Here is a 20321-nt window from a genome sequence, read left to right as displayed (position 1 = left end):
TACTTTCCCACTTCCTACCGCCCTTACGGGCCACCACCGAAGCAATTGGACCCGGCCCCGCGCCACGGGCGGGTTGCCGGGACCTTTTTTGTGCGCCTGTGAGCATTCAGGGTGACAACAATTCGTAATTCGGCGCGTCGTTGGTTGTCTTCGGATATTTCCTATTAGCCTCCATTACCGCACGAAGTCGATCTCTCGTAGATCGCATCCACCACTTTCACTTCCACCGGAGTAGACATGCACAAGCTGCGCAAGGCTGCCGTCCTGGTTGCCGCCCTCGGGAGCGTCGGACTCCTGAGCGCCGGCGCCGCCCACGCCGACCAGGGGTGGGGCAAGGGCGGGAACGGCCCCCGCTTCAGCGTCCTGCAGAGCACGACCTGCAGGTCCCACGACCTCAACGCCGACGTCCTCGGCGAGGTCGGCATCGCCAACGGCCTGGGCGGCAACCTGCTGAACGGCGAAGGCAACGCCGGCGCCCAGCAGTCGACCCTCGGCTCGACCATGGGCTGCAACAACAACGTCGGCAAGTAGGCCCGGCCCCCTCCGTCCCCGGTGTCCCGGCCACAGGCCGGGACACCGGGGACAGCCATGTCGGCGGACGGCTCCGCGCACCAGACAAGCCGAAGTACCGGACCAGGAAGCCGAAGTGCCGGACCGGCAAGGGGAAATGCCGGGCCAGGAGGCCCGAGATAGCGGAGCAGAAAGCCGCACCGGAGCGGCGGACCGGAAAGCCGTCACAGCCGATCAGAAAGCCGGAACAAGGGGCCAGAAAACGGAAAGGCCGGACCGGGAATGATCCCGGTCCGGCCCGTGCCGGTCGCCCATCAGAACGCGATGCGAGGCGTGTCGAACCGAGGCTTCTTGAAGCCCTTGGGCAGCTTCACATGGTTGGAGCAGTCCACTACCGCCCCGACCTTCGCGGTTCCGCCGTCCAGCAGTTCGTCGTCGGGAAACACCACGCGCGAACGGTCGGCCGTCGAGCAGTCCTGCGTCTGGTCGATGACGTGCTTGCCGCGGTGGTCGGTGCGGATGTCGCTCTTGCGGATGCAGACGACGCCCGTGGCGGTCTTCCTGCACGCGCCCCTGGGTTCATCGGCGTGCGCGTGTGCGGCACCGGCGCAGATCACGGCGAGACTTCCGACGAGACCCGAGATGGTCACGACCTTCTGTCGAGTGAACATGTTTGCGTTCCTTTGCAGTTGAGTGCAGGAGACGAGCCGGCGCCGGCAATTGGCGCAGCCCGGACGCGCTCCCTGGGGGATCTGCCGCGCGTCCGGGCTGCCTTCGCATGGGGGTGTCACTCAGCACACCGGTGAACAAGCCGAGTTGGTCCGGGACAGGAGCGTCCGAGTTCTTACGATGTGCCTATCGTGCTGTATTACTGGGCGTCACTCGGAGCGGCGTACTGGCCGTAGCCTTCCTCCCCGCCCTCCTTGTGCTCACCCTTCTTCCCCTCGTCGAAACCACCCCACGTGGCCACGGCGTTGGCCGACGAGTTGGCCACAGCGGTGATCGACGGAGGGGCGACCTCCTCCTGGCCCTGACCACCGGCGAAGCTGACGCCGACGCCAAGGGTGGACAGCCCCGCAACCGCTGCCGCTACGACCGCAGCACGCTGAAACTTACGCATGGTTGACCCTTTCTTACCCGGGCGGACAGCCCTGGTTTGACTACTTGCTGTGAGCTTATACACACAGTCCGTAGCAATTTGGGATCTTCGCTCCATACGTCGTGTCGGCTCACCGCACGGCATGCACCGCAGGATTCCGCCCCGAAGGCTCAGACCAGACCGGAGAACTCCTTGTTCCCGTCAGCCCTGTCGGGCGCTCCCGATGTCGTGTTGGAACAGGTCACCTGGGGCCCGATCTTCATCGACCCGCCTCCCAGGGCGGCGGGCACCGTGAAGGGCTGCGTCGGCAGGCAGTTGTCGTAGTGGGGGATCTGGCCGTTCTCGGGGATCTCACCTTCGATCCGCTGGATGCAGGTGACGTTGCCCAGGATGTCCCGCGTGCACGTACCCGGACCCCGTACGGTGTGCGCCTGGGCCACGCCGGCGCAGGCCACGGCGAGGCCGCCGATGAGCCCCGAGACAGCCGCGATCTTCTTCGTGCTGAACATGTGCTGCGTTTCCTTTGTGAGGGGCGCCGGGCACCGCGCGCCGCCAACCGTCCGCGCCGGCCCCTGCCTTCGCCCTGTCTTGGTCTTCGAGCCCGGGGCAACCGGCCGGGCGTGAAGGGAACCCTTCGGGGAGCGACCCGAAGGGTTCCGCGGAAGGCGTCGCACGTGATGACGCCGTCGATCTCAGCCAGAGAAGGCGTTGTTGAACTGGCCGCAGGTGGTGTCCAGGGTCTGGGCAAGCCCGAGCACGCCGATCGGAAGATCGTTCTCGGCGACCGTCTGCGGGCTGCACTCCTGGTACGGGCGGTAGAGGTCGTTCACCTCAAGCCCGCCCTTGCCGTGAGCGTAGGCGGTACCGGCACCGGCACCGATGGCGGAGAGACCGCCGGCCGCCGCCACTGCTGCGATCACGACCTGCTGAAGCTTGCGCATGGAACCCTCGGTTCTTCATTTGCTTGACGTATTGCTGACGTCGAGGCTGATTGCCTACCGTGACTTCACGAACACTACCAGTAGCCAAGTGCCGTATTCCACTTTGGCGGATATCCGTGTCTAAAAGGGGACATGAGTGCGCGGCCTCCTCCGGGGTACCGCAACTGACGCCCCAACACTGCGGATTGGCATCGGCCGTGCCAACACTGAGAGCGAAAAGGGCAGTTGTCCGACGAACGGAAAAGCGCGCCCCGCCCCCGGTATTACGAGAATGTCGGTTCCACGGCCCGATGACGGCGGTCCGCCGGAACGGACACCACGAGGTCCCGCAGACCTTCGATGTAAAGACGCATGTTCTTGTATGCGACGTCGTTGTCCGGGTAACGGCAGGCGAACCACAGCCCCTCGTGCAGCCGGGTGACCCAGGCGCACACCTGGTCGCCGTACGACACCCGGATCAGCCCGTACGCCTTCCGCTCGCTCCACTGGGACGAGCCGGGGACGAGTCGGGCATCCGCATACGAGACGATCGAGTACATGTCGGGCGACGTGGGACGGAAGTCCGCGCCGAGCAGGCGCAGTACCCGGGCCAGCGGAATACGCGCCAGCGACCGGTTGGCCTGCAACTCGGCGCGGACCGCGGTGAGCGCGCCGTCGAAGTCCCGTGTCGTGGGCACCTCGATCGGTGCGCCGCCGACGTACCAGCCCACGGAGTCCGACCACGCCGACTTCACCCGGGTGTGGAACGGCACCACCGTGCGGTAGACCGGCTGCCCGCCGAGCTGGTGCACGAGCAGGCTGGTCGCGGCCAGAACGCCCACCATGCTGCCGCCGTAGGGCCGGCAGTACGCCTCGAAGGCGGCGGCGGCGTCCGCGTCGACGAGCGGCTCGCGCAGGAGCTTCTGGGTGGGCAGTACGCCACCGGGCCGCAGTCCGAGATCGACGGGGAAGTCCGGGAGCTTCCCGCCGCACCGGGCGATGAACTCCCGCCAGCGGGCGACGATCGCGTGGGTGTCGTCGATGTCGTCCGCGTTCGCCCGCTCCTGCTCGCAGAAGTCGACGTAACTGCCCACGCGAGCACCCGACATGGGCCGACCCGTGACGCGCGCCCGGTACAACTCCTGGATCTCGTCCGGGATGCGGTAGAGGGAGTAGGCGTCGACGTTGGTGTGGTCGAACGCCAGGTACACGCTGGTGGAGTCGTCGCGGACGACGGCCGCGTAGATGAGGTTCGGCCAGCCGAGCGCGTCCGCCGCGACGTCGAATCGGTCCTGCAGGTAACGGACCAGCGTGTCCGCGTCGGCGAAGTCGCCGATCACCTCGCGGCGCAGGGTCACGTCGTCCTCGTCGAGCGTGAACCGGTGCATGTCCTCACCGGCCCACCTGAAGCCGCTGCGCAGCGTCTCGTGCCGCAGCGTCCAGCCGCGCAACGCCTGTTCCAGCGCGTCGAGATCGGCTCGGCCCGGCAGATCGAACGCCGTACCGATCCAGGTCGGCACGAACAGACCGTCCTCGCGCACCGAGCGCGCGGTTCTGATGTGCGACTCCTGGATGTACGCCGGCGGCCGCGGGTCCGGTGGCTGCGCTGCCGCGGCCGCGACCGTCGCCGGACTGTACGTCCACTCGACGAGGCGTCCGGGCCGGACTTCGCAGCGCTGAATGTCAGAAATTCGCACGGGGGCGTCTCCTTCGCAGAAGACTCAGACTTGATCACGGGGGAGCCGTGCGCGAGCGGCGGTTGCCGTGTCGCAGGCTTTTCAGCGGGACGTGTGACGCCTCGAACGGCAAAGCGAGCGGCGCGGGTTCGGAAGACACGGAGAAGAGCGCCGGCACCTCGCGCAGCGGGGCTCTTCCCGGTGGCGCGCCTCGCCGGAGCCTGCCTCACTCGTACCGGTAGACCCCGCTCATGTCCTCCAGTTCGTCGGGTGTCACGTCCCACGGCGGCAGTCGCTGGTGCCGGGCGACGATCCGGCCGTGCTGGTCGTCGCGCGGGCCGGGCGGCTGGGCCGGCAGATAGCGGTGGTCGCGGTGCCGCTGCTGCCAGCGGGTCCACTGCAGGTCGACGAAGGCGTGGTGCAGCCAGAAGACGGGGTCGTTGGGAGAGGCGCCGCCTACCATCACCCCGCCGATCCAGCGGTGCACCCGGTTGTGGTTGCGCCAGGAGACACTGCCCCGGCCCGTCCCCCACCCCTCCAGCTTGTTGCGGAAGCCCCTGGTGACCGTCGAGTTCCAGGGGGCGGTGTCGTACACCGGATCGGCCAGGGCCGCCTCCAGGTCACGGGCGGTCGGCAGCTGGATGGGGTTGCTGTGGTGGCCCAGGTCGCGGGTGAGGTACTCCACGTCGGTCACGTTCTCGTTGAGCGGCCAGTGGCCCGCGCGGTAGGCGAACGGACCGGTCATCACCTGCCGGTCCGAGCGCCGCCCGTTGCCGCCCATCAGATCGTCGGTCCACGGCAGGGAGGTGGCCGTGCGGTCGCGCGTCCAGTCCCAGTACGGCACCGTCACCGACCCGTCCACCCGGCGCAGCGCCCGTTCGAGCTCCAGCACGAGCTTGCGGTGCCAGGGCAGGAAGGAGGGTGTCATGTGGGCGGTGCGCAGCCCGCGTTCACCGTCGGGGGCGTTGTACTCCATGTGCATGCGTACGAACTCGTCGTACTCACCGCTGCGTTTGAGCTCCAGCAGGGCTTCCACGAACCGTCGCCGCTCGGTGCGGGTCAGTTTGCTGACGTTCTTACGCGTGTACGCCATGTTCGCCTCCCCCGTGCATCGGCGCTCCGCCCATCGGGCCCGGTGCCAGATCGCGCAGTTGCTCGTCGGGGCCCAGCTCGTCGACCGCCGCGCGGGCCGCGGCGAGCGGGGTCGGGTACGAGCGGTAGTGGTCGACCATGCTCAGCCAGCTGCCGTCGGCGCGGCGCATCAGGTGCAGCGGGCGGCCGTCGATCGTGACCTGCCACCGGCCGGCGGCGGCCCGGCGGCCGGTGCGGACCTCGATGCCGCGGATGTGGCGCCCGCGGTAGGTCTCGTCGAAGGCGTCGGTCCGCCGGCCGTCGTCCTGGGCGCTCGGACGCCGCTCACAGGCCGCGGCCACCGGGACGAGCCCGACGCCGACGGCCGAGGCGAGCAGCCTCCGCGTCACCTCCCGCCGGGTGCTTCCCCCTGGCCGCGATCCGCCCGCGACCGGCGTTCCGCGCTGCCCGCCCACCGGGGTTGTGCCGACCTCTGGAACCATCGTTCACTCCTCGTCCGGTCAGGTGTCCGGAGCGGTAACCGACGGACGGCCCTCCCGGTCACCGCGGTGCGGCCGGACCGGTGACGAGAGCGCGGAGGAACGGGCCCGGAACGCACGGGCGCCGAAGTGTTCAACTGGTCCAGAAATCCCACCAGCGGGTCAGAATCAGCATGCCGACGACTCCGGTGTGCAGCACCGGCGGTACCCAGGTGAACTCCGCGAGGAAGGCCCGCACCGGTGCGGGCGCGGGCAGGAGACGGTGGCGTACGGCGAACGCGGTGACGTACCAGAACATCACGATGGTGGCGACCCATGCCAGACAGCACCACAGGCACAGGGCGTTGATCCGGTACAGCGACTCGAACTGCAGCCACGAGACGAACCCGACCCCGAACAGACAGCCCGCGTCGAAGGTCAGCCAGTACCAGCGGGGGAAGGCGGCGCCGGCCAGCAGGCTCATGCCCACGCAGATCACGATGCCGTAGGCCACCAGGCCCAGCATCGGGTTGGGGAAGCCGAAGACCGAGGCCTGCGGGCTCTTCATGACGCTGCCGCAGGACACCACCGGGTTCAGGCTGCACCCGGGTTTGAAGTTCGGGTTCTCGAGAAGCTTGAACTTGTCGAGGGTGATGACCCAGGAGGCCAGCAGCCCGGCCGCGCCCGTGACAACCAGGAGGAGCCCGAAACCACGGCTGCCACCCACCGCCCGGGGCTCCTGCGCCGACGCCATCAGGCGCCCGGTCCGAGGGCCGGGCGAACCTCGCCCGGGTCGGTGGCCGGCCGTCGCGGCGGGGTGGTGCCGTACCGGGCGTGCCGGGACGGCATGGGGACGACCGCCCGGCCCGCCGCCGGCCGCAGCGGGAGCGTCGGGCCCGGCCGGGCGGGACTGCCCTGGTCGGCGCGGCGGAAGGAGCGCGTGTCGCCGGAGGTCGAGGTCACCGCGCGACCTTATCGGCACCCCGAGGGAGGGCCCGGCCCGCGGCTCACCCGACCGGTGCAGAGCAGCAGGCGCTCCACACGATCGGGTGACGCCGGGTGGGCGTGCCGTGTCACGGCGGGGCTTCCGGAGGCGCATGACCCTCCGGCACCCGTGCCCGCCGGGCCTCCCTTCCGGACCCACCCGGAGGAAGAGGGGTCCTACAGGCCCAGCAGTGAGGCGAGGAGGCCGAGGAGGCCGGACAGGACTCCGTGGGACGCTCCGGTCACCTGGTCGCCGTCGCCGTCGGTGGCGGCCTTCTGCAGGGTGTCCAGCGCCTTGTTGAGCGTGGCCTGTGCGTCCTTCACCTTGTCGGCCGGTGCCTCGGCGTCACCGCCGGTTGACGTCGTGGTGGCCGGCGCCGCCTCGGCCGCCTTCGCCACGGCGTCCTTGGCGGCCTGGACGAGCTTGGTCGCCTGGTCGGCGGAGAGCTGGCCCTTGTCTGCCTTGAGTACGGCGTTGAGCAGCGTCCTGACCGGCTCGAGCACGGTACCGAAGTGCCCGAGGCCGTTGACCTGCGTGAGGACTTTGTCCGCACCGGGGACGGGCGCCTGGGCCACGGTCCGGGTGCGCTCCGGGGCGGAGTCGGCCGCGAAGGCGGCCGGACCGGCGACACCGGCCAGAAGGACGGCGCTGAGCGCGATGGACGCGATGCGCCGAACGGGTGGAACCCCCATGGACATTCCTTTCGCTGGGTGAACGGGATCTTGTGCCCACCGTGAGATCACCCACCGCGCCCCGCAACCGATCGAGGGCGTTCCGGTGAACGACCGGTCCGTTCGGGGCACGGCTTGCGCACGCCAGGCCCATTGACCATCCGCTACGCACAAGTAAGTTGACTCTTCGGTAAGTCCGCGTCAGCCGAGCCGCGAGCGGGGAGCCGTCATGGGCGTACGCAGGGATCTGAAACAGGCTCAGCAGCGCACCGACCTGGCGGCGCGTGCGCGCGTCGAGCTGGTCCGGGACGAGAGCGGCTCGGTGCGCGAGGTCCGTACGACGAACCCGGAGGCCCCGTCGCCGGGTCACCAGGCGCCGTACCGCGCTGACGCCCGACACGGTGGCGACGGTCTGTCAGCAGCGGCCGCAGTTCGTCCGGTTGACGCTCGTACGGGCAAGGGCCCGGGGCTACGGCCTGACCGAGACCACCGCCGCCGCCACCCTCGGCAGGCCGTGGCGAGCGCGTACGCGCAGCAGGCCGAGGCACTGTACGGCGGATGAGCCCTTCGGGCACCACAAGAGCGGCATTCGGGTGAATTACCCTGCATTCCACGTCTTCCGGTTTCTTCGGGCGTCCATATCTCGTTCACAGTCTGCAGGTCGTGGCACGCGTGAAGCCCCCTCCATCGGGCCCCGTGGCCGGCTTCCGATTCCCTCTGAGAGGAAGACAACGAGAGTGCGACAGACCCTGAGCAAGGGGCTGGTCGTGGCTGCCGCCGCGACAAGTGCCCTGACTCTGTACAGCCCGTGGGCATTCGCGGACTCCGATCCGTTTTCGACGGTGACGGACTCCCGCGCCGCTGCGCTGTCGGCCAGCGTGCCCGACAACAACGACGAGGCCGACGATTTCCCGGGCATGGCCAGTGCCATGCGTGCGATCGAGCAGGCGCAGGACGCCGTGCGGATGGCCCACAGGGAGGCGAGGATGATGGAGGAGGCCGCCCCCGAGTCCGAGCCGAGTCCCCAGCGCTCCTCGGGTGGTGACGAGGGCTACGGCGACGACGAGCCGAGCCGCAAGCCCTCCCGGAACTACGGCGACGACGAGCCGAGCCACAAGCCCTCCCGGACCCACGGCGACGACGACGAGTCGAGCTACGGCAGCTCCAACAGCTACGGCGACGACGACAAGTCGAGCTATGGCAGCAGCTCCAGCTACGGCGAGGACGAGCACTGCGGGTGCGAGGAAGAGAAGCCGCCTCCGCACCGCCACCACAAGCCGCCGCACAAGCATCACAAGCCGCCGCACGAGCATGTCCCGCCGCCGCACCACAAGCATCACCACCACCGGCATCACCACCACCACCTGGCCCACACCGGCGCCGAGGGCACCATCGGAGCCGCGGCTGCAGGCGCGGCGCTGCTGGCCGCCGGCACGGTCCTGTACCGGCGAGGCCGGGCCGCGTCCCAGAAGTAGTACGACGTAGCACATCGCACATCGGGTGCCGGACGCCTCGCGTCCGGCACCCGATGTCTTTCCTCCGGCGGGAATCAGGTCACGTTCGCCTGTCCAGCACGTCGAGCAGTTCCGCCGACTGCGGTGAGGCGACCTTGCGGACGAAGTACATCCCGGAGGCTTCGATCGCCGGGAGATCGGCAAGGGTCCTGGTGCCCTTGAGCATGCGGTCCACGTAGTGGAAGTTGGTGAAGTCGGCGGTGATGCGGCCGGCCCTCGGCCGGAGTACCGGGTCCTCCACCTCGTGCCGCCAGCCGCTGTTCCACAGCAGCGTGTGGAAGAACATCTCGTCCGGGGCGAGCGTCGTACGGAACAGGTCCTCCCAGCGGGGATCCTCGGCCTTGCCCAGCAGGTCCGCGACGCAGTCGGCGGTCAGCGCCGTCCACTGACTCCCCGACACCGGCTCGATGTCACCGAACACGGAAGGCCTGCGTCTGGGGGCCAGTTCCGAGATCCCTCTTCGCAGCACGGCGCGGGGAAGGTAGGCCGGTCCCGGGCCGATGGGAAGGGCGTCGAAGTACCACCGCTTGAGGATCCGGCTCTCGGCAGCCGCGCCGTCGAGCAGCGGTGCCGTCCGGCAGTGCTGCCGGAACGGGGCCGTGGCAAGGTGATCGGCGAATTCGGCCACCGGCCGGGCGGGATAGCACTGCCCGGACAGCAGGACGATGTGGTCGGACGGTTGCGCGAACTCCAGCGCCGTGCGGTACAGGGCCAGCATCGCGCGGACGACCGAGAAGCCTCCCCATCGAACGGCGACCCGCTCGCGGACGTACGTGGTGCGAGGCACCCCCGCGAAGTCGTCACCCTGCGACCGCGCGTCCACATGGACGACCACGGGGTACGGCGCCAGTCTCTCGACGAGCCGGGCGAACAGCCCGGGCTCGGTGTGGGCGAGCACGGCAAATACCGGCATCCTTCTCTCCTCCCGGGTTTCGCTGCGACCGCCAGCTCTCTGTTCCCCGTAGTGCCCGCACTATACGCATGTGGCCTGTTCAGTACGGCTTTTCACCGTATGCCTGTTGGGTGTCATCACCGGAAACCGTCAAGCACATCAATGTACTGAAAGACATGGTTTTGTGAAGTTTGCCTGATATAAGTAGTGGCCGATGAGCGACTGAGGCTGCTAAGGAGAGCCATGGGGCGTTCCACCAGCGCGGTGTCCGGGCAGGCGCCCTTCTCCACGCCGTACAGAACTGTTCACCGCGAAGGCACGCGAGTTCGCTCGTACCGGCCGCTCTCCGTCTGCGTGGATCTGGCCGGCGCGGCACTGCCGGTCGCGGCGGCGGTGATCCACGTCCGGGAGCCGCACCCGCTGCGCCTGGCGGCTGCCGCCGCCGTGTTGTGGCCCTTGATCGGACTGGCGGGCAAACGGTACGCGACCGGGGTCTGGACCGACGGGGTCGGTCTGCGGGACGTCCTGAGGGACTGGCTGGTGCTGGTCGGCGCCCTGGCCACGCTCCGCGTGCTGTGCGGACTGAACAGCGTCCCCATCGAGGTGTTCACCGCACTCGTGCCGGCGCTGATCCTCACCGCCGTCTGCCAGGAGGTGATCCGCCGTCAACTGCGGGCCGCGCGGCGGGACGCCCGCGCCCTGCGCCGCGCCCTTGTCGTCGGTGAGGGCCCCCTGGTCGACGCCGTGGTCGCGCAGCTCGCCCAGCGCACCGACCACGGATACGTCGTCGTCGGCGCCTGCGCGGTGGGCGAGGAGCCGGTCTCCTCGGGCGTCGCCGTGTGCGTACGGCTGGCCGGCGAAGCGCCCACGGCACCGGAGACGGACGCGGCGGCCGTACTGGGCGCCGTCGACGAACTGGCCGCCGAGCTGACCTTCGTGGCGGTGAGCCGCCCCATGTCCGGCGAGCGACTGCGCCGGCTGTCCTGGGCGCTGCACGACCGGGGCTGCCCGCTCATCGTGCTGCCCGGCATCGTCGACGTCGCCCGGCGTCGGCTCCGGGTCACCTCCGCCGCCGGGCTGACGATGCTGCACATCGTGGCGCCACCCCTGCGCCGCGACATTCCCGCGCTGTTCAAGGCCGTCGTGGACCGTGTGGGTGCGCTGTTGCTGATCGTCCTTCTCTCCCCCCTGCTTCTCCTCGTGGGCCTGTCGGTGCGGCTCGGCTCGCCCGGCCCTGTCCTGTACCGGCAGATCCGCGTGGGCCGGCACAACACGCACTTCTCCATGTGGAAGTTCCGCACGATGGTGGTGGGTGCCGACCGGCTCAAGAGCCAGCTGGAAGAGGCGAACGAGAACGACGGGCACATGTTCAAGATGCGCCGTGACCCACGGGTCACGCCCGTCGGACGCTTCCTGCGCCGCTACTCGCTCGACGAGCTGCCCCAGTTGTTCAACGTCCTGCTCGGCCACATGTCACTGGTCGGACCGCGTCCCCCGGTGCCCGAAGAGGTCGACAAGTACAACATGGTGGAGAGACGCCGGCTCACCGTCAAACCGGGTCTGACGGGGCTGTGGCAGGTGAGCGGACGAGCGGACCTCTCCTGGAACGAGACGGTCGCGCTCGATCTGCGCTACATCGACAACTGGTCCCTGGCCGGAGACGTCACCGTGATGGCCCGCACCGTGCGCGCGGTGCTGGACGGCCAGGGCGCCTACTGATCACCCCGCTCGCTCCGCCGTCGTGGCTCTCCGGGAAAGGCACAGCGTCATGGCACAGCGCACAGTCCAGGCCACGTGGTCACTGCGCGGCTTCACCGGTGCCGGATACGACAAGGGGCGGCCCCTGCTCGTCCAGGCCGCCTGGTTCGCCGTCCTCCACCTCGTCTTCGTCAAGTGGTGGTTCCCGGCGCGCTGGCGTCCGGTGCTGTTGCGTGCCTTCGGCGCCCGCATCGGAAAGCGGGTGCTGATCCGGCACGGAGTGCGGGTGCACTGGCCGTGGAAGCTGGATGTCGGCGACGACGTGTGGATCGGCGAGTGCGCGTGGATCCTCAACCTCGAACGTGTCACGATCGGCAGCGACTGCTGTGTCTCGCAGAGCGCGCTGCTGTGCACGGGCAGCCATCTCCGCCGTTCCGCCACGTTCGAGTTCGACAACGGCCCCATCCGTCTGAAGCCGGGCAGCTGGGTCGCGGCCCGGGCCGTCGTACTGCGGGGCGTCACCATCGGCCGGGGAGCCGTGGTGGGCGCCGGCGCCGTGGCGCACCAGGACCTCGCCCCGGGCGTGGTCCTCACACCCGGCGCCGCTCCAGGGACGTCTGCGTCCCCATCCACGAGAGGAATCCGGCCATGAGAGTGGTCCAGGTCGTCACGCTCGTCAGCGAAGGCGCGGCCTTCGGAGGCCCGCCGAGCGTGGCGGTCACCCAACTGCAGGAGATGGCCGCACGGGGGCACGACGTGGAGCTGGTGGCGTTGTGGCGGGGCCGGACGCCGGCTCCTCGACGCATCGGCGCCATCCCGTTCATCTCCCGCCCGGCGCGGACCGTTGTCCCGGGCCAGGGATACCTCGGCCTCATGCACCCCCTGCTGCTGCGGGATCTCTGGCGTGCCATGGGGCGTGCCGAGGCCGTTCACCTGCATGCGGGAAGGGACCTCGTGTCCTTGGCCGCACTCGCCGTCGCCCGGCTGCGGCGCACCGACTTCGTCGTCCAGACACACGGCATGGTAGAGCCCCGTACGGGCATCGCCGCACGCGTCTTCGACCGCGTCTACGTCCCCCTGCTCCGGCGAGCGCGTTGCTGCCTCGTGCTCACCGAGGAGGAGCGGCGGGCCCTGACCGCGGTGCTGAGCCCCAAGGCGCCGCCGCTGGTGATGCTGGGCAACGGAATGCCCCCGCCCCGTCAGGAGACGGACGAGCGGCCGCCCGGCGGCCCCCACGTGCTCTTCCTTGCCCGGCTCCACCCGCGCAAGCGACCCGAGGCCTTCGTGGAGATGGCCGCCCTGGTCCACAAGGAGTTCCCGGAGGCGCGCTTCACCCTCCACGGAACGGACGAGGGATCGCTGCGGCAGGTGAACCGGCTCATCGCCGACCGCGGGCTGACCGACGTGGTCCGCTACGGCGGCGCGCTGGAGCACTCCGCGGCGCTGGAGGCCTATCGCCGGGCCGCCGTCTACGTCCTGCCCAGCGTGAACGAGCCGTTCGGCATGACCGTGCTGGAAGCACTGGCCGAAGGAACGCCGGTGGTGTGCACGGACAGCTGCGGCATCGCGGAGGAACTGGCAAGCAGGCAGGCGGCGCTGATCACCGACGGCAGCCCGGAGGCCCTGGCCGAGGCGGTGGGCCGGCTGCTCGGCGACGAAGCGCTGCGCCGCCGGCTGGTTGACGCCGGGCGCCGGGCGATCAGGGAGGTCTTCTCCATCCGCGCGGTGGTGGACCGGCTGGAGGGCATCTACCGGGACCGCCCGCGACACAGGTGAGGGGTGCCCCGCTGGGCGCTCAGCGGGGCACCCGGCGGGGTGCTCGGCCAGGTGCTCAGGGCACCGAGGCGCCGGTCACCGCCTTGAGGATGTCCTCGAAGCGGGAGGCGGAGCCCTCCAGGGCGAACTCCCGCTCGGCCAGGACGCGGCTCCGCTTGCCCAGGGACGCGGCGTGTTCCGGGTCGGACAGCACCTCCTGGACCCAGTCGGCGGCGTCCTCCAGCGACGACTCCTGCGGCGGGAAGACCGCCGAGCCGGCCTGATGAAGCAGCTGAGCGGCCAGGTTCTCGGCAGGCATCAGACCGAGCACCGGGCGCCCGGCGCACAGGTACGACAGGGTTTTCGACGGGACCGAGAACATCCCGGCGCCGCCTTCGAGGAGAACGACCAGCACGTCACCGGTGCCCAGTACCTCGGGCAGCCGCCGGTAGGGCTGGAAGGGCAGCAGCGTGACCTCGACCCCGCGGACGGCGGCGGCGCGTTCGAGTACGGGCACGGCCGGGCCCTCGTTGACGACCACGAGACGCACGCGCTCGCCCCGCTGCCGCAGACGCTCCGCCAGGCGCACCAACAGCACGGGATTGTGCTTCAGGCCCAGCGTGCCGGCGTACAGGAGGGTTTTCACGCCGCTCAGGTTCTGCTCGTCCGACCAGGCGTTGACCCGGGCCACGGGAACGATCTCGTCCAGCGGCGCCCAGTTGGGGATGACGGTGACCTTGTCGGCGGTGCCCCACTGCCGGTGGACCCGGACGAAGGAGTCGGCGATCACCACGATGGCCGAGGCCTGATGTGCCGCCCACTTCTCACCGGCGCCGAAGACCTTCGCGGCGATGCCCATCGCCCCGGCGACCTCGGCGGCGGCGAAGCTCTCGAGCGCGACGGCGGTGACGTCCTGGTGCCACAGCACCCAGGGAATGCGGAGCCGTTTCAGGACTGCCGCGGTCACGACGAGCACGGGAATCGGCAGGTTGGACAGCAGCGCCACATCGGGCTTCGCACGCCGCAGCTGCCGGGCCAGCTCGATGCCCAGCCGGCTCTCCTGGAAGAGCCGGTGCACATAGGCCTGCTTCTTCAGCACCGTGCGGTCTCCGATGGTGACGAAGCGCAGGCCGGGGACGTCTGCCTCGAGATCGCCCTTGCCGCTGCGGTAGGCCGAGCAGGTCGAGTGGGCCACCGCGTGACCGCGGCGGGCCAGCTCCCGGCTGAGCTGGGCCTGGAAGGGGTGACCGCTGTAGTCGTGAACGAAGATCCGCATCGGCTCGTCGTGTCCTCGCACCGGGCCTCAGCCCTGGGAACGCTTCACCTGGTCGTAGACCCAGGCGTAGGTCTTCTCCAGGCCGTCCGCCAGTGGGATCGAGGGCTCCCAGCCGTAGATCTGGCGGATCAGGGTGTTGTCGGAGTTGCGGCCGCGTACGCCCTGGGGCGCGTCGTACTTGTGGCTGCGTTCGCAGCGGATGCCCGCGATCTGCTCGACCAGGTCGACCAGCTGATTGATCGTCACGAGCTCGGAGGAGCCGAGGTTGACCGGTACGCCGCTGTCCCCCTCCATGATCATCTGCGTGCCCTTGAGGCAGTCGTCGATGTACATGAAGGAACGCGTCTGCAGGCCGTCGCCCCAGATCTCGATCCGGTGGTTCCCGGAGAGCACGGCCTCGGCCACCTTGCGGCACACCGCGGCCGGGGCCTTCTCCCGGCCGCCGGACCAGGTGCCGTGCGGGCCGTAGACGTTGTGGTAGCGGGCGACGCGGGTGGTGAACCCGTAGTCCTCCGCGTAGTGACGGCACATGCGCTCGGAGAAGAGCTTCTCCCAGCCGTAGCCGTCCTCCGGCTGCGCCGGATAGGCGTCCTCCTCCCTGAGGGCGGTGACCTGCGGGTCGGTCTGCTTTCCGGCGGCGTAGACGCAGGCGGAGGAGGAGTAGAAGTACCGCTCCACGCCGGCCTCGCGCGCGGCCTGCAGCATGTGCGTGCTGGTGAGCACCGACATCATGCACGCGGCCTTGTTGTTCTCGATGAAGCCCATGCCACCCATGTCCGCGGCCAGCATGTACACGTACCGGGCGCCCCGGACGCCGTCGCGTGCGCTGTCCAGGAGCGAGAGGTCCGCGATCAGGTTCTCGGCGTCCTCGTGGACCTGGTACCACTCGCGCCGGGGCTTGATGTCGATGGAGCGGACCGTCAGCCCCTGTGCCAACAGGGCGCTCACGAGGTGCCCGCCGATGAATCCCCCGCCACCGGCGACGACGGCGTCGACCTGCTTGGTCATGGACAACTCCTCTGGTCAAGGGGGGTATGAGGTGCCCAGAGTATTCAGTTATGTCCGTTTCGCTCAGGATTGGCGCGCCTGATGCGATATGCAGGATAGGGGACGCTATAAATCGGCCAGTGAGGTTTCCGCCAAATCGCCCGCCGGCTCCCGAGGTCCCGATGCGGGACGCGCGCGTCCGCAGTGTCCCCGCGCTCTGCATCTGGGCCGTGGTACTGGTCGTCCTGCTGCCCGGGCTGGTCCTGCGGCCGCACAGCGGGCAGGTGCCGACGGCCCTTTTCCTGCAGGGTGTTGTGGTGGCACACACCGGCGGTGCCCTCGCCCGCGTGCTCACCGCGCCCAGGGTCCGGCTCGCCGGCCTCGGCTTCTGGATGTTCTCCTACATCTGGTTCGGGCTGGCACCCGTGACGATGCTCTCCTCGGACACCTATCCGTCGCCCTACCGGACCGGCGCGCAGACCTCCTTCGCGGCCGTGGCGGTCGTCGAACTCGGACTGCTTGCCCACAGCGCCGGAACCGCCTTCGCCGCCCGACGCGAACACGCAGGTGCCGCGCGCCCGGCCGCCTTCCGGCCGGGCGTGGTGGAACGGCTGCTCGCCCGTCGCCTGGCGCCCTGGCGCGTCCTGCTGCTGTGCGGCCTCGCCCTGGCACTCGCGGTGCTGCTGCTTCCCGGCCAACCGGGCGGTGTCGCCGCGTACTTCACCAGCCGTGAGGCGGTTCAGGGAATCGTTGCCGCCCCGGACGGTTCGTCGGACGCCTTCCTGCAGCCACTGCGCAGCTGGTCACTGTCCGTACCTGCCTTCTGGGCACTGCTGAGCCTGCTGCGCCTGCGGCCCCTACCGGGCGGCGACCGCCTGCTGCGCGGCATCCGCCGACTGCTGCTGCCCCTGCTCGTCGTGCTGAACGTCGTCGTCAACAACCCCATCAGCAAACCGAGGTTCTGGGCCGGCACGGTGCTGCTGACGTTGCTGTTCACCGTGCCCCGGCTGTGCCGGCCCCGTGCCTCCCGCGCGATCGTCGGCGCCCTTCTCGCGGCGGTGCTCGTCGTCTTTCCCTACAGCGACTACTTCCGCTACGACGACCGGCAGGAAGTCCACGTCGTGTCGCTGGCCGAGCAGTTCACCGCCAAGGGCGACTACGACGCCTTCCAACAGATGCAGACCGGCCTTGACTACGCGCGGGAGAACGGCGTCTCCCCCCGGAATGCCCTCGGCCCACTCCTTTTCATGGTGCCGCGGTCGGTGTGGCCGGACAAACCCGAGGACACCGGCATCGCCCTCGCCCGGTACGCGGGTTCCGGGCTCCTCAACCTGTCGGCACCCCTGTGGATCGAGAGTTATCTGTGGGGCGGCCCGGCTGCCGTGGCCCTCGTGTTCTGCCTGCTCGGCGCGGCAGGACGCCGTATGGACGAGCTGCGGGACCGTCTCCTCGACCGGCCGGACTCCCTGGCGGTTCTTCTCGTACCGGCCTTCGCCTTCTACCAGCTGATCCTTCTGCGCGGCAGCCTGCTCGGCGTCACGGGTCCGATGGTGCTGATGATGACGATCCCGCTGCTCATCACGACGTCCACGCGTCGGATGCCCCGACTCGCCGCACCGGTGCCGCTGTCCGCCCCCATCCCCCATGCATCACTTCCGCACGCAGGAGGCCACCCGTGACCAGTTCCCTCCCCTTCGACGACCGGTTCGACGAACGGGATCAGCTCCGTGAGCAACTGCGCCTGCTCCTTCGCCACCCCATGGTGATGGTGCTGGGAACCCTTCTGGGGCTGCTCGGCGGGCTGGCCGTGGCACTGTACGGCGCCGGCACCTACAGCGCCTCCAGTGACGTTCTCGTCCGCGCCGGCTCCGACCCCTTCGCCACGGTCAGCGTGCCCGCCGACAACCAGATCAGCATGAGCACCGAGCAGCAGATCGCCGCGGGCACGGCCGTGGCCGTCCGTGCGGCGCACGCCCTGGGACAGCCCGAAAGCCGGGCCGCGGCGCTGCAGCGCCGTCTCCGGGTCACCAACCTGGCGAAGTCCCAGGTGCTCCGCTTCGAATTCACCGCCGGTACTCCCCGGCTCGCGGCGCGCGGCGCCAACGCCCTGGCCGAGGCCTATCTCGCCGACCGCAAGAGCCGTAACGACGCCGCGGTGCAGCGAGCCGTCGACGGCATGGAACAGCAGATCACCGCGCTGGCCCGGCGGGCGAAGGACAAGGGCGCCGACGACTCCGCCGTACAGGGTGGCATTCGCAGCCTGCAGCAACGCGTGTCCGAGATCAGCTCCCGCGACACCGACGGCGGCGACGTCGTCCGCAGGGCCACGGCGCCCTCTCGGCCCGCGGGCCCCGGATGGCCGACCCTGCTCGTCCTCGGACTGGCCGGCGGGGCCGTCCTCGGCATCCTGCTGGCCTGGCTGTGCTCGGCCCTCGACGGCCGGGTGCGGTCGGCCCGCGAGGTCCAGGCTGCCCTGCGTGCACCCGTGCTGGGCTTCCTGCCCCCGGACGGCCGCACCGGCGACTCACTGCTGGCGGTCGGCCGCACGGACGATGACCGCGCTCGGGCCTATCGGGCCCTGGCCGGCCGCCTGGAGCACACCGCGTTCCCGGGACGTACCGGCTGCCTCCTCGTGGCGGCCCCGCGGCACTGCGACGCCGCCGGTGTGGTCGCCGCAAACCTCGCCGCGGCCTTCGCGGAGGGGGGAACCGAGGTGCTCCTCGTGGACGCCGACCCCGACACGCCCGGCCTTGCGGCATGCCTGCCGCTGGTCGCGGAGGCGGAGCGCACCGGGAGCGCGACGTGCCCGCCCGGTGCGGGCGTCGTCGTCGACGCGGGCTCGGCAGGGCGGTTCACCCTCTGCTCCAGCGCCAGGACCGGCCGCTTCCTCCAGACCGACGTGTCCCAGGCGATGGACCGGCTGGCGTCCGGCGGCGACTCGCCCGCCGCGGTCATCGCGGCCCGGCCCCTGCTGGAGCACGCGACTGCGCTCGCGATGGCCCAGCACTCCGTCGGCGTCCTGGTGGTCACCGGACTCGACGCCCGGCGGGAGGACCTCAGGCAGGTGTACGAGCTCGTCAGTTGCTCCGGCGCGCGCCTGCTGGGCGCCGTGGTCGACACCGAGCAGGCGCGGCCCGGCGATGTGCTCCGCCTGGTGAAGCCCCGTCCCCAGGGCGAGAGCGTCATGCCGGTCACGGAGCCTGCCGGGCAGCCCGACACGGTCACGGTCTCCAGCAGATGACGCGGCCCCGGACGACCGCTCCCGACCCTGCCAGGGCCACCGCCCGCAGCACCGTCGCCGCCGCCGCGCGGGGCGGGTTGTGGGGCGCGGTGGGCTCCGTCGCAAGTGCCGTGTTCGCCTTCCTCCTGGTCGGCCTGATCACCCGAGCGGTCGGGGCCCGCGGGGCCGGAGCGATCTTCACCGGCGTTGCCGTGTTCACCATTCTCAGCAATGTCTGCAAGCTCGGCGGCGACACCGGACTCGTCCGCTTCATCCCCGGGGATCTCGCCCTCAACGGTGGCCGCTCGGTGGGCTCGCTGCTGCGCATGGCCGTGCTGCCCGCGGTGGTGACCGCCACCGCCGCTGCCGCGGCCCTGCTGCTGTGGCCCGCGGTGGCCACCACCCTCCTGCCCGACCTGCCCCCCGCCGACGCGGTCGCCCTGATCCGGCTCTTCGCCCTGTGCCTGCCGGCCGCCACCGTCAGCCTGGTCCTGCTCGCCGCCACTCAGGGATACAGCACCGTGGTGCCGTTGGTCTGCGTGGAGCAGATCGGCAAGCCCGTGCTCCGGGTGCTGATCGCCGTGCCCATGGCGTCCTTGGCCTCCGGGATGCTGTCGCTGGCCGTGGCCTGGCTGCTGCCCGCGCCGGCCGGCCTGGCAGCCGCATGGCTGGGCCTGCGCCGCTGCCGCGCCCACCATGCCGCGGCGCCACCTGCGGGCAGAGCGTCCATTTCCTGGCGGGCCTTCTGGGCCTTCTCGGCACCCCGCGCGATCTCCGCCGTCTTCGACATCAGCGCTGTATGGGTCGGGGTCATCCTGCTGTCGGCGCTGGCCACCGACGCCGAGGCCGGCATCTACACCGCCATCGGCCGCATCGTCACCGCGGGCACACTCATCCAGCTCGCCGTCCGCCTGGCTGTCTCACCCCAGCTCAGCCGTCTCCTCGCGGTCAACGAGCTTGCCGAGGCCCACCACTTGCACCGCATCTCGACCTGCTGGGTCGTCCTCTTCTCCTGGCCGCTGTTCGTGCTCATCGCCGGCTTCCCCCGCACGGTCCTCGCCGTCTTCGGACCGGATTTCACCCAGGGGGCTCCCGCCCTGGTCGTGCTGTGTGCCGCCGCCATCGTCAATGTCGCGGTCGGCAACGCGCAGACCGTGCTGCTCATGGCCGGCAAGAGCTCCTGGCATCTGGCCTGCACCGCCCTGGCGTTCACGGTCCAGCTCACCGTGGGCGTGCTCGCCGTACCGCGGTGGGGCATCCTCGGCGCGGCCGTTTCCTGGGGTGCGGCCATCATCGTGGAAAACCTCTCGGCCGCCCTGCTGGTCCGGCTCCGCCTCGGCTTCACCACCGTGGCCGCCGGTTACACCCGTGCCCTCGGCATCGCGGTGGCCATTTCGGTGGTGCCGGCAGGCGTGCACACCCTGTTGGGTGACACCCCGTCAGGACTCGCCCTCAGCCTGACTATCGGTATGTTCGCATTTGGTACTTTTCTGTGGCGATACCGTACGCCTCTGGGAGTGAGCGAGCTGGTCCAGGTGCTGCGCCGTCGCACCGTATGAGGCATTGCC

The 20321-nt window shown here is 70.0% G+C and carries 22 protein-coding genes; 9 read left to right on the top strand and 13 right to left on the bottom strand.

The window, feature by feature from the left end; translation table 11 throughout:
- Positions 1-237: 237 nt before the first annotated feature.
- Positions 238-531 carry a hypothetical protein gene (locus ABT288_RS24435; RefSeq protein ID WP_351611461.1) on the top strand — a complete coding sequence of 98 codons (294 nt, stop codon included), beginning with the start codon at positions 238-240 and terminating at the stop codon, positions 529-531.
- A gap of 293 nt (positions 532-824) precedes the next feature.
- Here ABT288_RS24435 and ABT288_RS24430 read toward each other — a convergent pair whose 3' ends face one another.
- The 10 genes from ABT288_RS24430 to ABT288_RS24385 form a co-directional block, all read right to left on the bottom strand.
- A complete protein-coding gene (locus ABT288_RS24430; RefSeq protein ID WP_351611459.1) occupies positions 825-1181 on the bottom strand; it encodes a hypothetical protein in 357 nt (118 codons plus the stop codon).
- Positions 1182-1378: 197 nt separating this feature from the next.
- On the bottom strand, positions 1379-1630 hold the full coding sequence (locus ABT288_RS24425; protein ID WP_351611457.1) for a hypothetical protein: 252 nt from the start codon (positions 1628-1630) through the stop codon (positions 1379-1381).
- Positions 1631-1779: 149 nt separating this feature from the next.
- On the bottom strand, positions 1780-2118 hold the full coding sequence (locus tag ABT288_RS24420) for a hypothetical protein (RefSeq protein ID WP_351611455.1): 339 nt from the start codon (positions 2116-2118) through the stop codon (positions 1780-1782).
- A gap of 183 nt (positions 2119-2301) precedes the next feature.
- The gene (locus tag ABT288_RS24415; RefSeq protein WP_351611453.1) at positions 2302-2550 is read right to left on the bottom strand and encodes a hypothetical protein; all 249 of its coding nucleotides are present in this window, start codon (positions 2548-2550) and stop codon (positions 2302-2304) included.
- Between the two features lie 263 nt (positions 2551-2813).
- The gene (locus ABT288_RS24410) at positions 2814-4226 is read right to left on the bottom strand and encodes a condensation domain-containing protein (RefSeq protein WP_351611452.1); all 1413 of its coding nucleotides are present in this window, start codon (positions 4224-4226) and stop codon (positions 2814-2816) included.
- Positions 4227-4431: 205 nt separating this feature from the next.
- Positions 4432-5298, bottom strand: coding sequence for a tyrosinase family protein (locus tag ABT288_RS24405; RefSeq protein ID WP_351611450.1), 867 nt, complete (start codon positions 5296-5298; stop codon positions 4432-4434).
- Entirely contained in the window at positions 5282-5779 is a 498-nt protein-coding gene (locus tag ABT288_RS24400) for a tyrosinase family oxidase copper chaperone (protein ID WP_351611448.1), read from the bottom strand. Before ABT288_RS24400 ends, ABT288_RS24405 begins: the two co-directional genes overlap by 17 nt.
- A gap of 130 nt (positions 5780-5909) precedes the next feature.
- Positions 5910-6509 (bottom strand): vitamin K epoxide reductase family protein, encoded by a 600-nt coding sequence (locus ABT288_RS24395; protein WP_351611446.1) that lies wholly within the window; start codon positions 6507-6509, stop codon positions 5910-5912.
- Positions 6509-6718 (bottom strand): hypothetical protein, encoded by a 210-nt coding sequence (locus ABT288_RS24390; RefSeq protein WP_351611443.1) that lies wholly within the window; start codon positions 6716-6718, stop codon positions 6509-6511. The genes ABT288_RS24395 and ABT288_RS24390 overlap by 1 nt, the downstream gene beginning before the upstream one ends.
- A 198-nt stretch (positions 6719-6916) precedes the next feature.
- Entirely contained in the window at positions 6917-7432 is a 516-nt protein-coding gene (locus ABT288_RS24385; RefSeq protein WP_351611440.1) for a hypothetical protein, read from the bottom strand.
- A 208-nt stretch (positions 7433-7640) separates the two neighbouring features.
- On the opposite strand from ABT288_RS24385, the gene ABT288_RS24380 reads away from it, so the two are divergent.
- Together ABT288_RS24380 and ABT288_RS24375 are read left to right on the top strand one after the other, a co-directional pair.
- Complete coding sequence (locus tag ABT288_RS24380) at positions 7641-7973, top strand: hypothetical protein (RefSeq protein ID WP_351611468.1); 333 nt, start codon at positions 7641-7643, stop codon at positions 7971-7973.
- A 175-nt stretch (positions 7974-8148) separates the two neighbouring features.
- On the top strand, positions 8149-8886 hold the full coding sequence (locus tag ABT288_RS24375) for an LPXTG cell wall anchor domain-containing protein (RefSeq protein WP_351611437.1): 738 nt from the start codon (positions 8149-8151) through the stop codon (positions 8884-8886).
- A 79-nt stretch (positions 8887-8965) separates the two neighbouring features.
- Here the strand turns inward: ABT288_RS24375 and ABT288_RS24370 are convergent, their stop codons facing one another.
- Positions 8966-9838: a beta-1,6-N-acetylglucosaminyltransferase gene (locus ABT288_RS24370; protein ID WP_351611434.1), complete on the bottom strand. Its 873-nt coding sequence runs from the start codon at positions 9836-9838 to the stop codon at positions 8966-8968.
- 333 nt (positions 9839-10171) lie between these two features.
- On the opposite strand from ABT288_RS24370, the gene ABT288_RS24365 reads away from it, so the two are divergent.
- The 3 genes from ABT288_RS24365 to ABT288_RS24355 are packed head-to-tail and all read left to right on the top strand — an operon-like array spanning position 10172 to position 13291.
- Entirely contained in the window at positions 10172-11536 is a 1365-nt protein-coding gene (locus tag ABT288_RS24365) for an exopolysaccharide biosynthesis polyprenyl glycosylphosphotransferase (protein ID WP_351611466.1), read from the top strand.
- Between the two features lie 49 nt (positions 11537-11585).
- Positions 11586-12167 (top strand): LbetaH domain-containing protein, encoded by a 582-nt coding sequence (locus ABT288_RS24360; RefSeq protein ID WP_351611431.1) that lies wholly within the window; start codon positions 11586-11588, stop codon positions 12165-12167.
- Complete coding sequence (locus ABT288_RS24355; RefSeq protein WP_351611428.1) at positions 12164-13291, top strand: glycosyltransferase; 1128 nt, start codon at positions 12164-12166, stop codon at positions 13289-13291. Before ABT288_RS24360 ends, ABT288_RS24355 begins: the two co-directional genes overlap by 4 nt.
- Positions 13292-13346: 55 nt before the next feature.
- On the opposite strand, the gene ABT288_RS24350 is transcribed toward ABT288_RS24355, so the two are convergent.
- The gene (locus tag ABT288_RS24350; protein ID WP_351611425.1) at positions 13347-14546 is read right to left on the bottom strand and encodes a glycosyltransferase family 4 protein; all 1200 of its coding nucleotides are present in this window, start codon (positions 14544-14546) and stop codon (positions 13347-13349) included.
- A gap of 27 nt (positions 14547-14573) precedes the next feature.
- On the bottom strand, positions 14574-15554 hold the full coding sequence (locus tag ABT288_RS24345; RefSeq protein ID WP_351611422.1) for an NAD-dependent epimerase/dehydratase family protein: 981 nt from the start codon (positions 15552-15554) through the stop codon (positions 14574-14576).
- 161 nt (positions 15555-15715) lie between these two features.
- Between ABT288_RS24345 and ABT288_RS24340 the strand changes: the two genes are divergently transcribed.
- The 3 genes from ABT288_RS24340 to ABT288_RS24330 are packed head-to-tail and all read left to right on the top strand — an operon-like array spanning position 15716 to position 20312.
- Complete coding sequence (locus tag ABT288_RS24340; RefSeq protein ID WP_351611419.1) at positions 15716-17212, top strand: hypothetical protein; 1497 nt, start codon at positions 15716-15718, stop codon at positions 17210-17212.
- Positions 17209-18774, top strand: coding sequence for a YveK family protein (locus ABT288_RS24335; RefSeq protein WP_351611416.1), 1566 nt, complete (start codon positions 17209-17211; stop codon positions 18772-18774). Before ABT288_RS24340 ends, ABT288_RS24335 begins: the two co-directional genes overlap by 4 nt.
- A complete protein-coding gene (locus ABT288_RS24330; RefSeq protein ID WP_351611413.1) occupies positions 18771-20312 on the top strand; it encodes an oligosaccharide flippase family protein in 1542 nt (513 codons plus the stop codon). Before ABT288_RS24335 ends, ABT288_RS24330 begins: the two co-directional genes overlap by 4 nt.
- Positions 20313-20321: the final 9 nt, after the last annotated feature.

It is taken from the genome of Streptomyces sp. NPDC001093 (assembly GCF_040298985.1).
Classification (GTDB): Bacteria; Actinomycetota; Actinomycetes; order Streptomycetales; family Streptomycetaceae; genus Streptomyces.
Note: the sequence above shows the minus strand (reverse complement) of the source record. Positions and strands in the feature narration are given on the sequence as shown.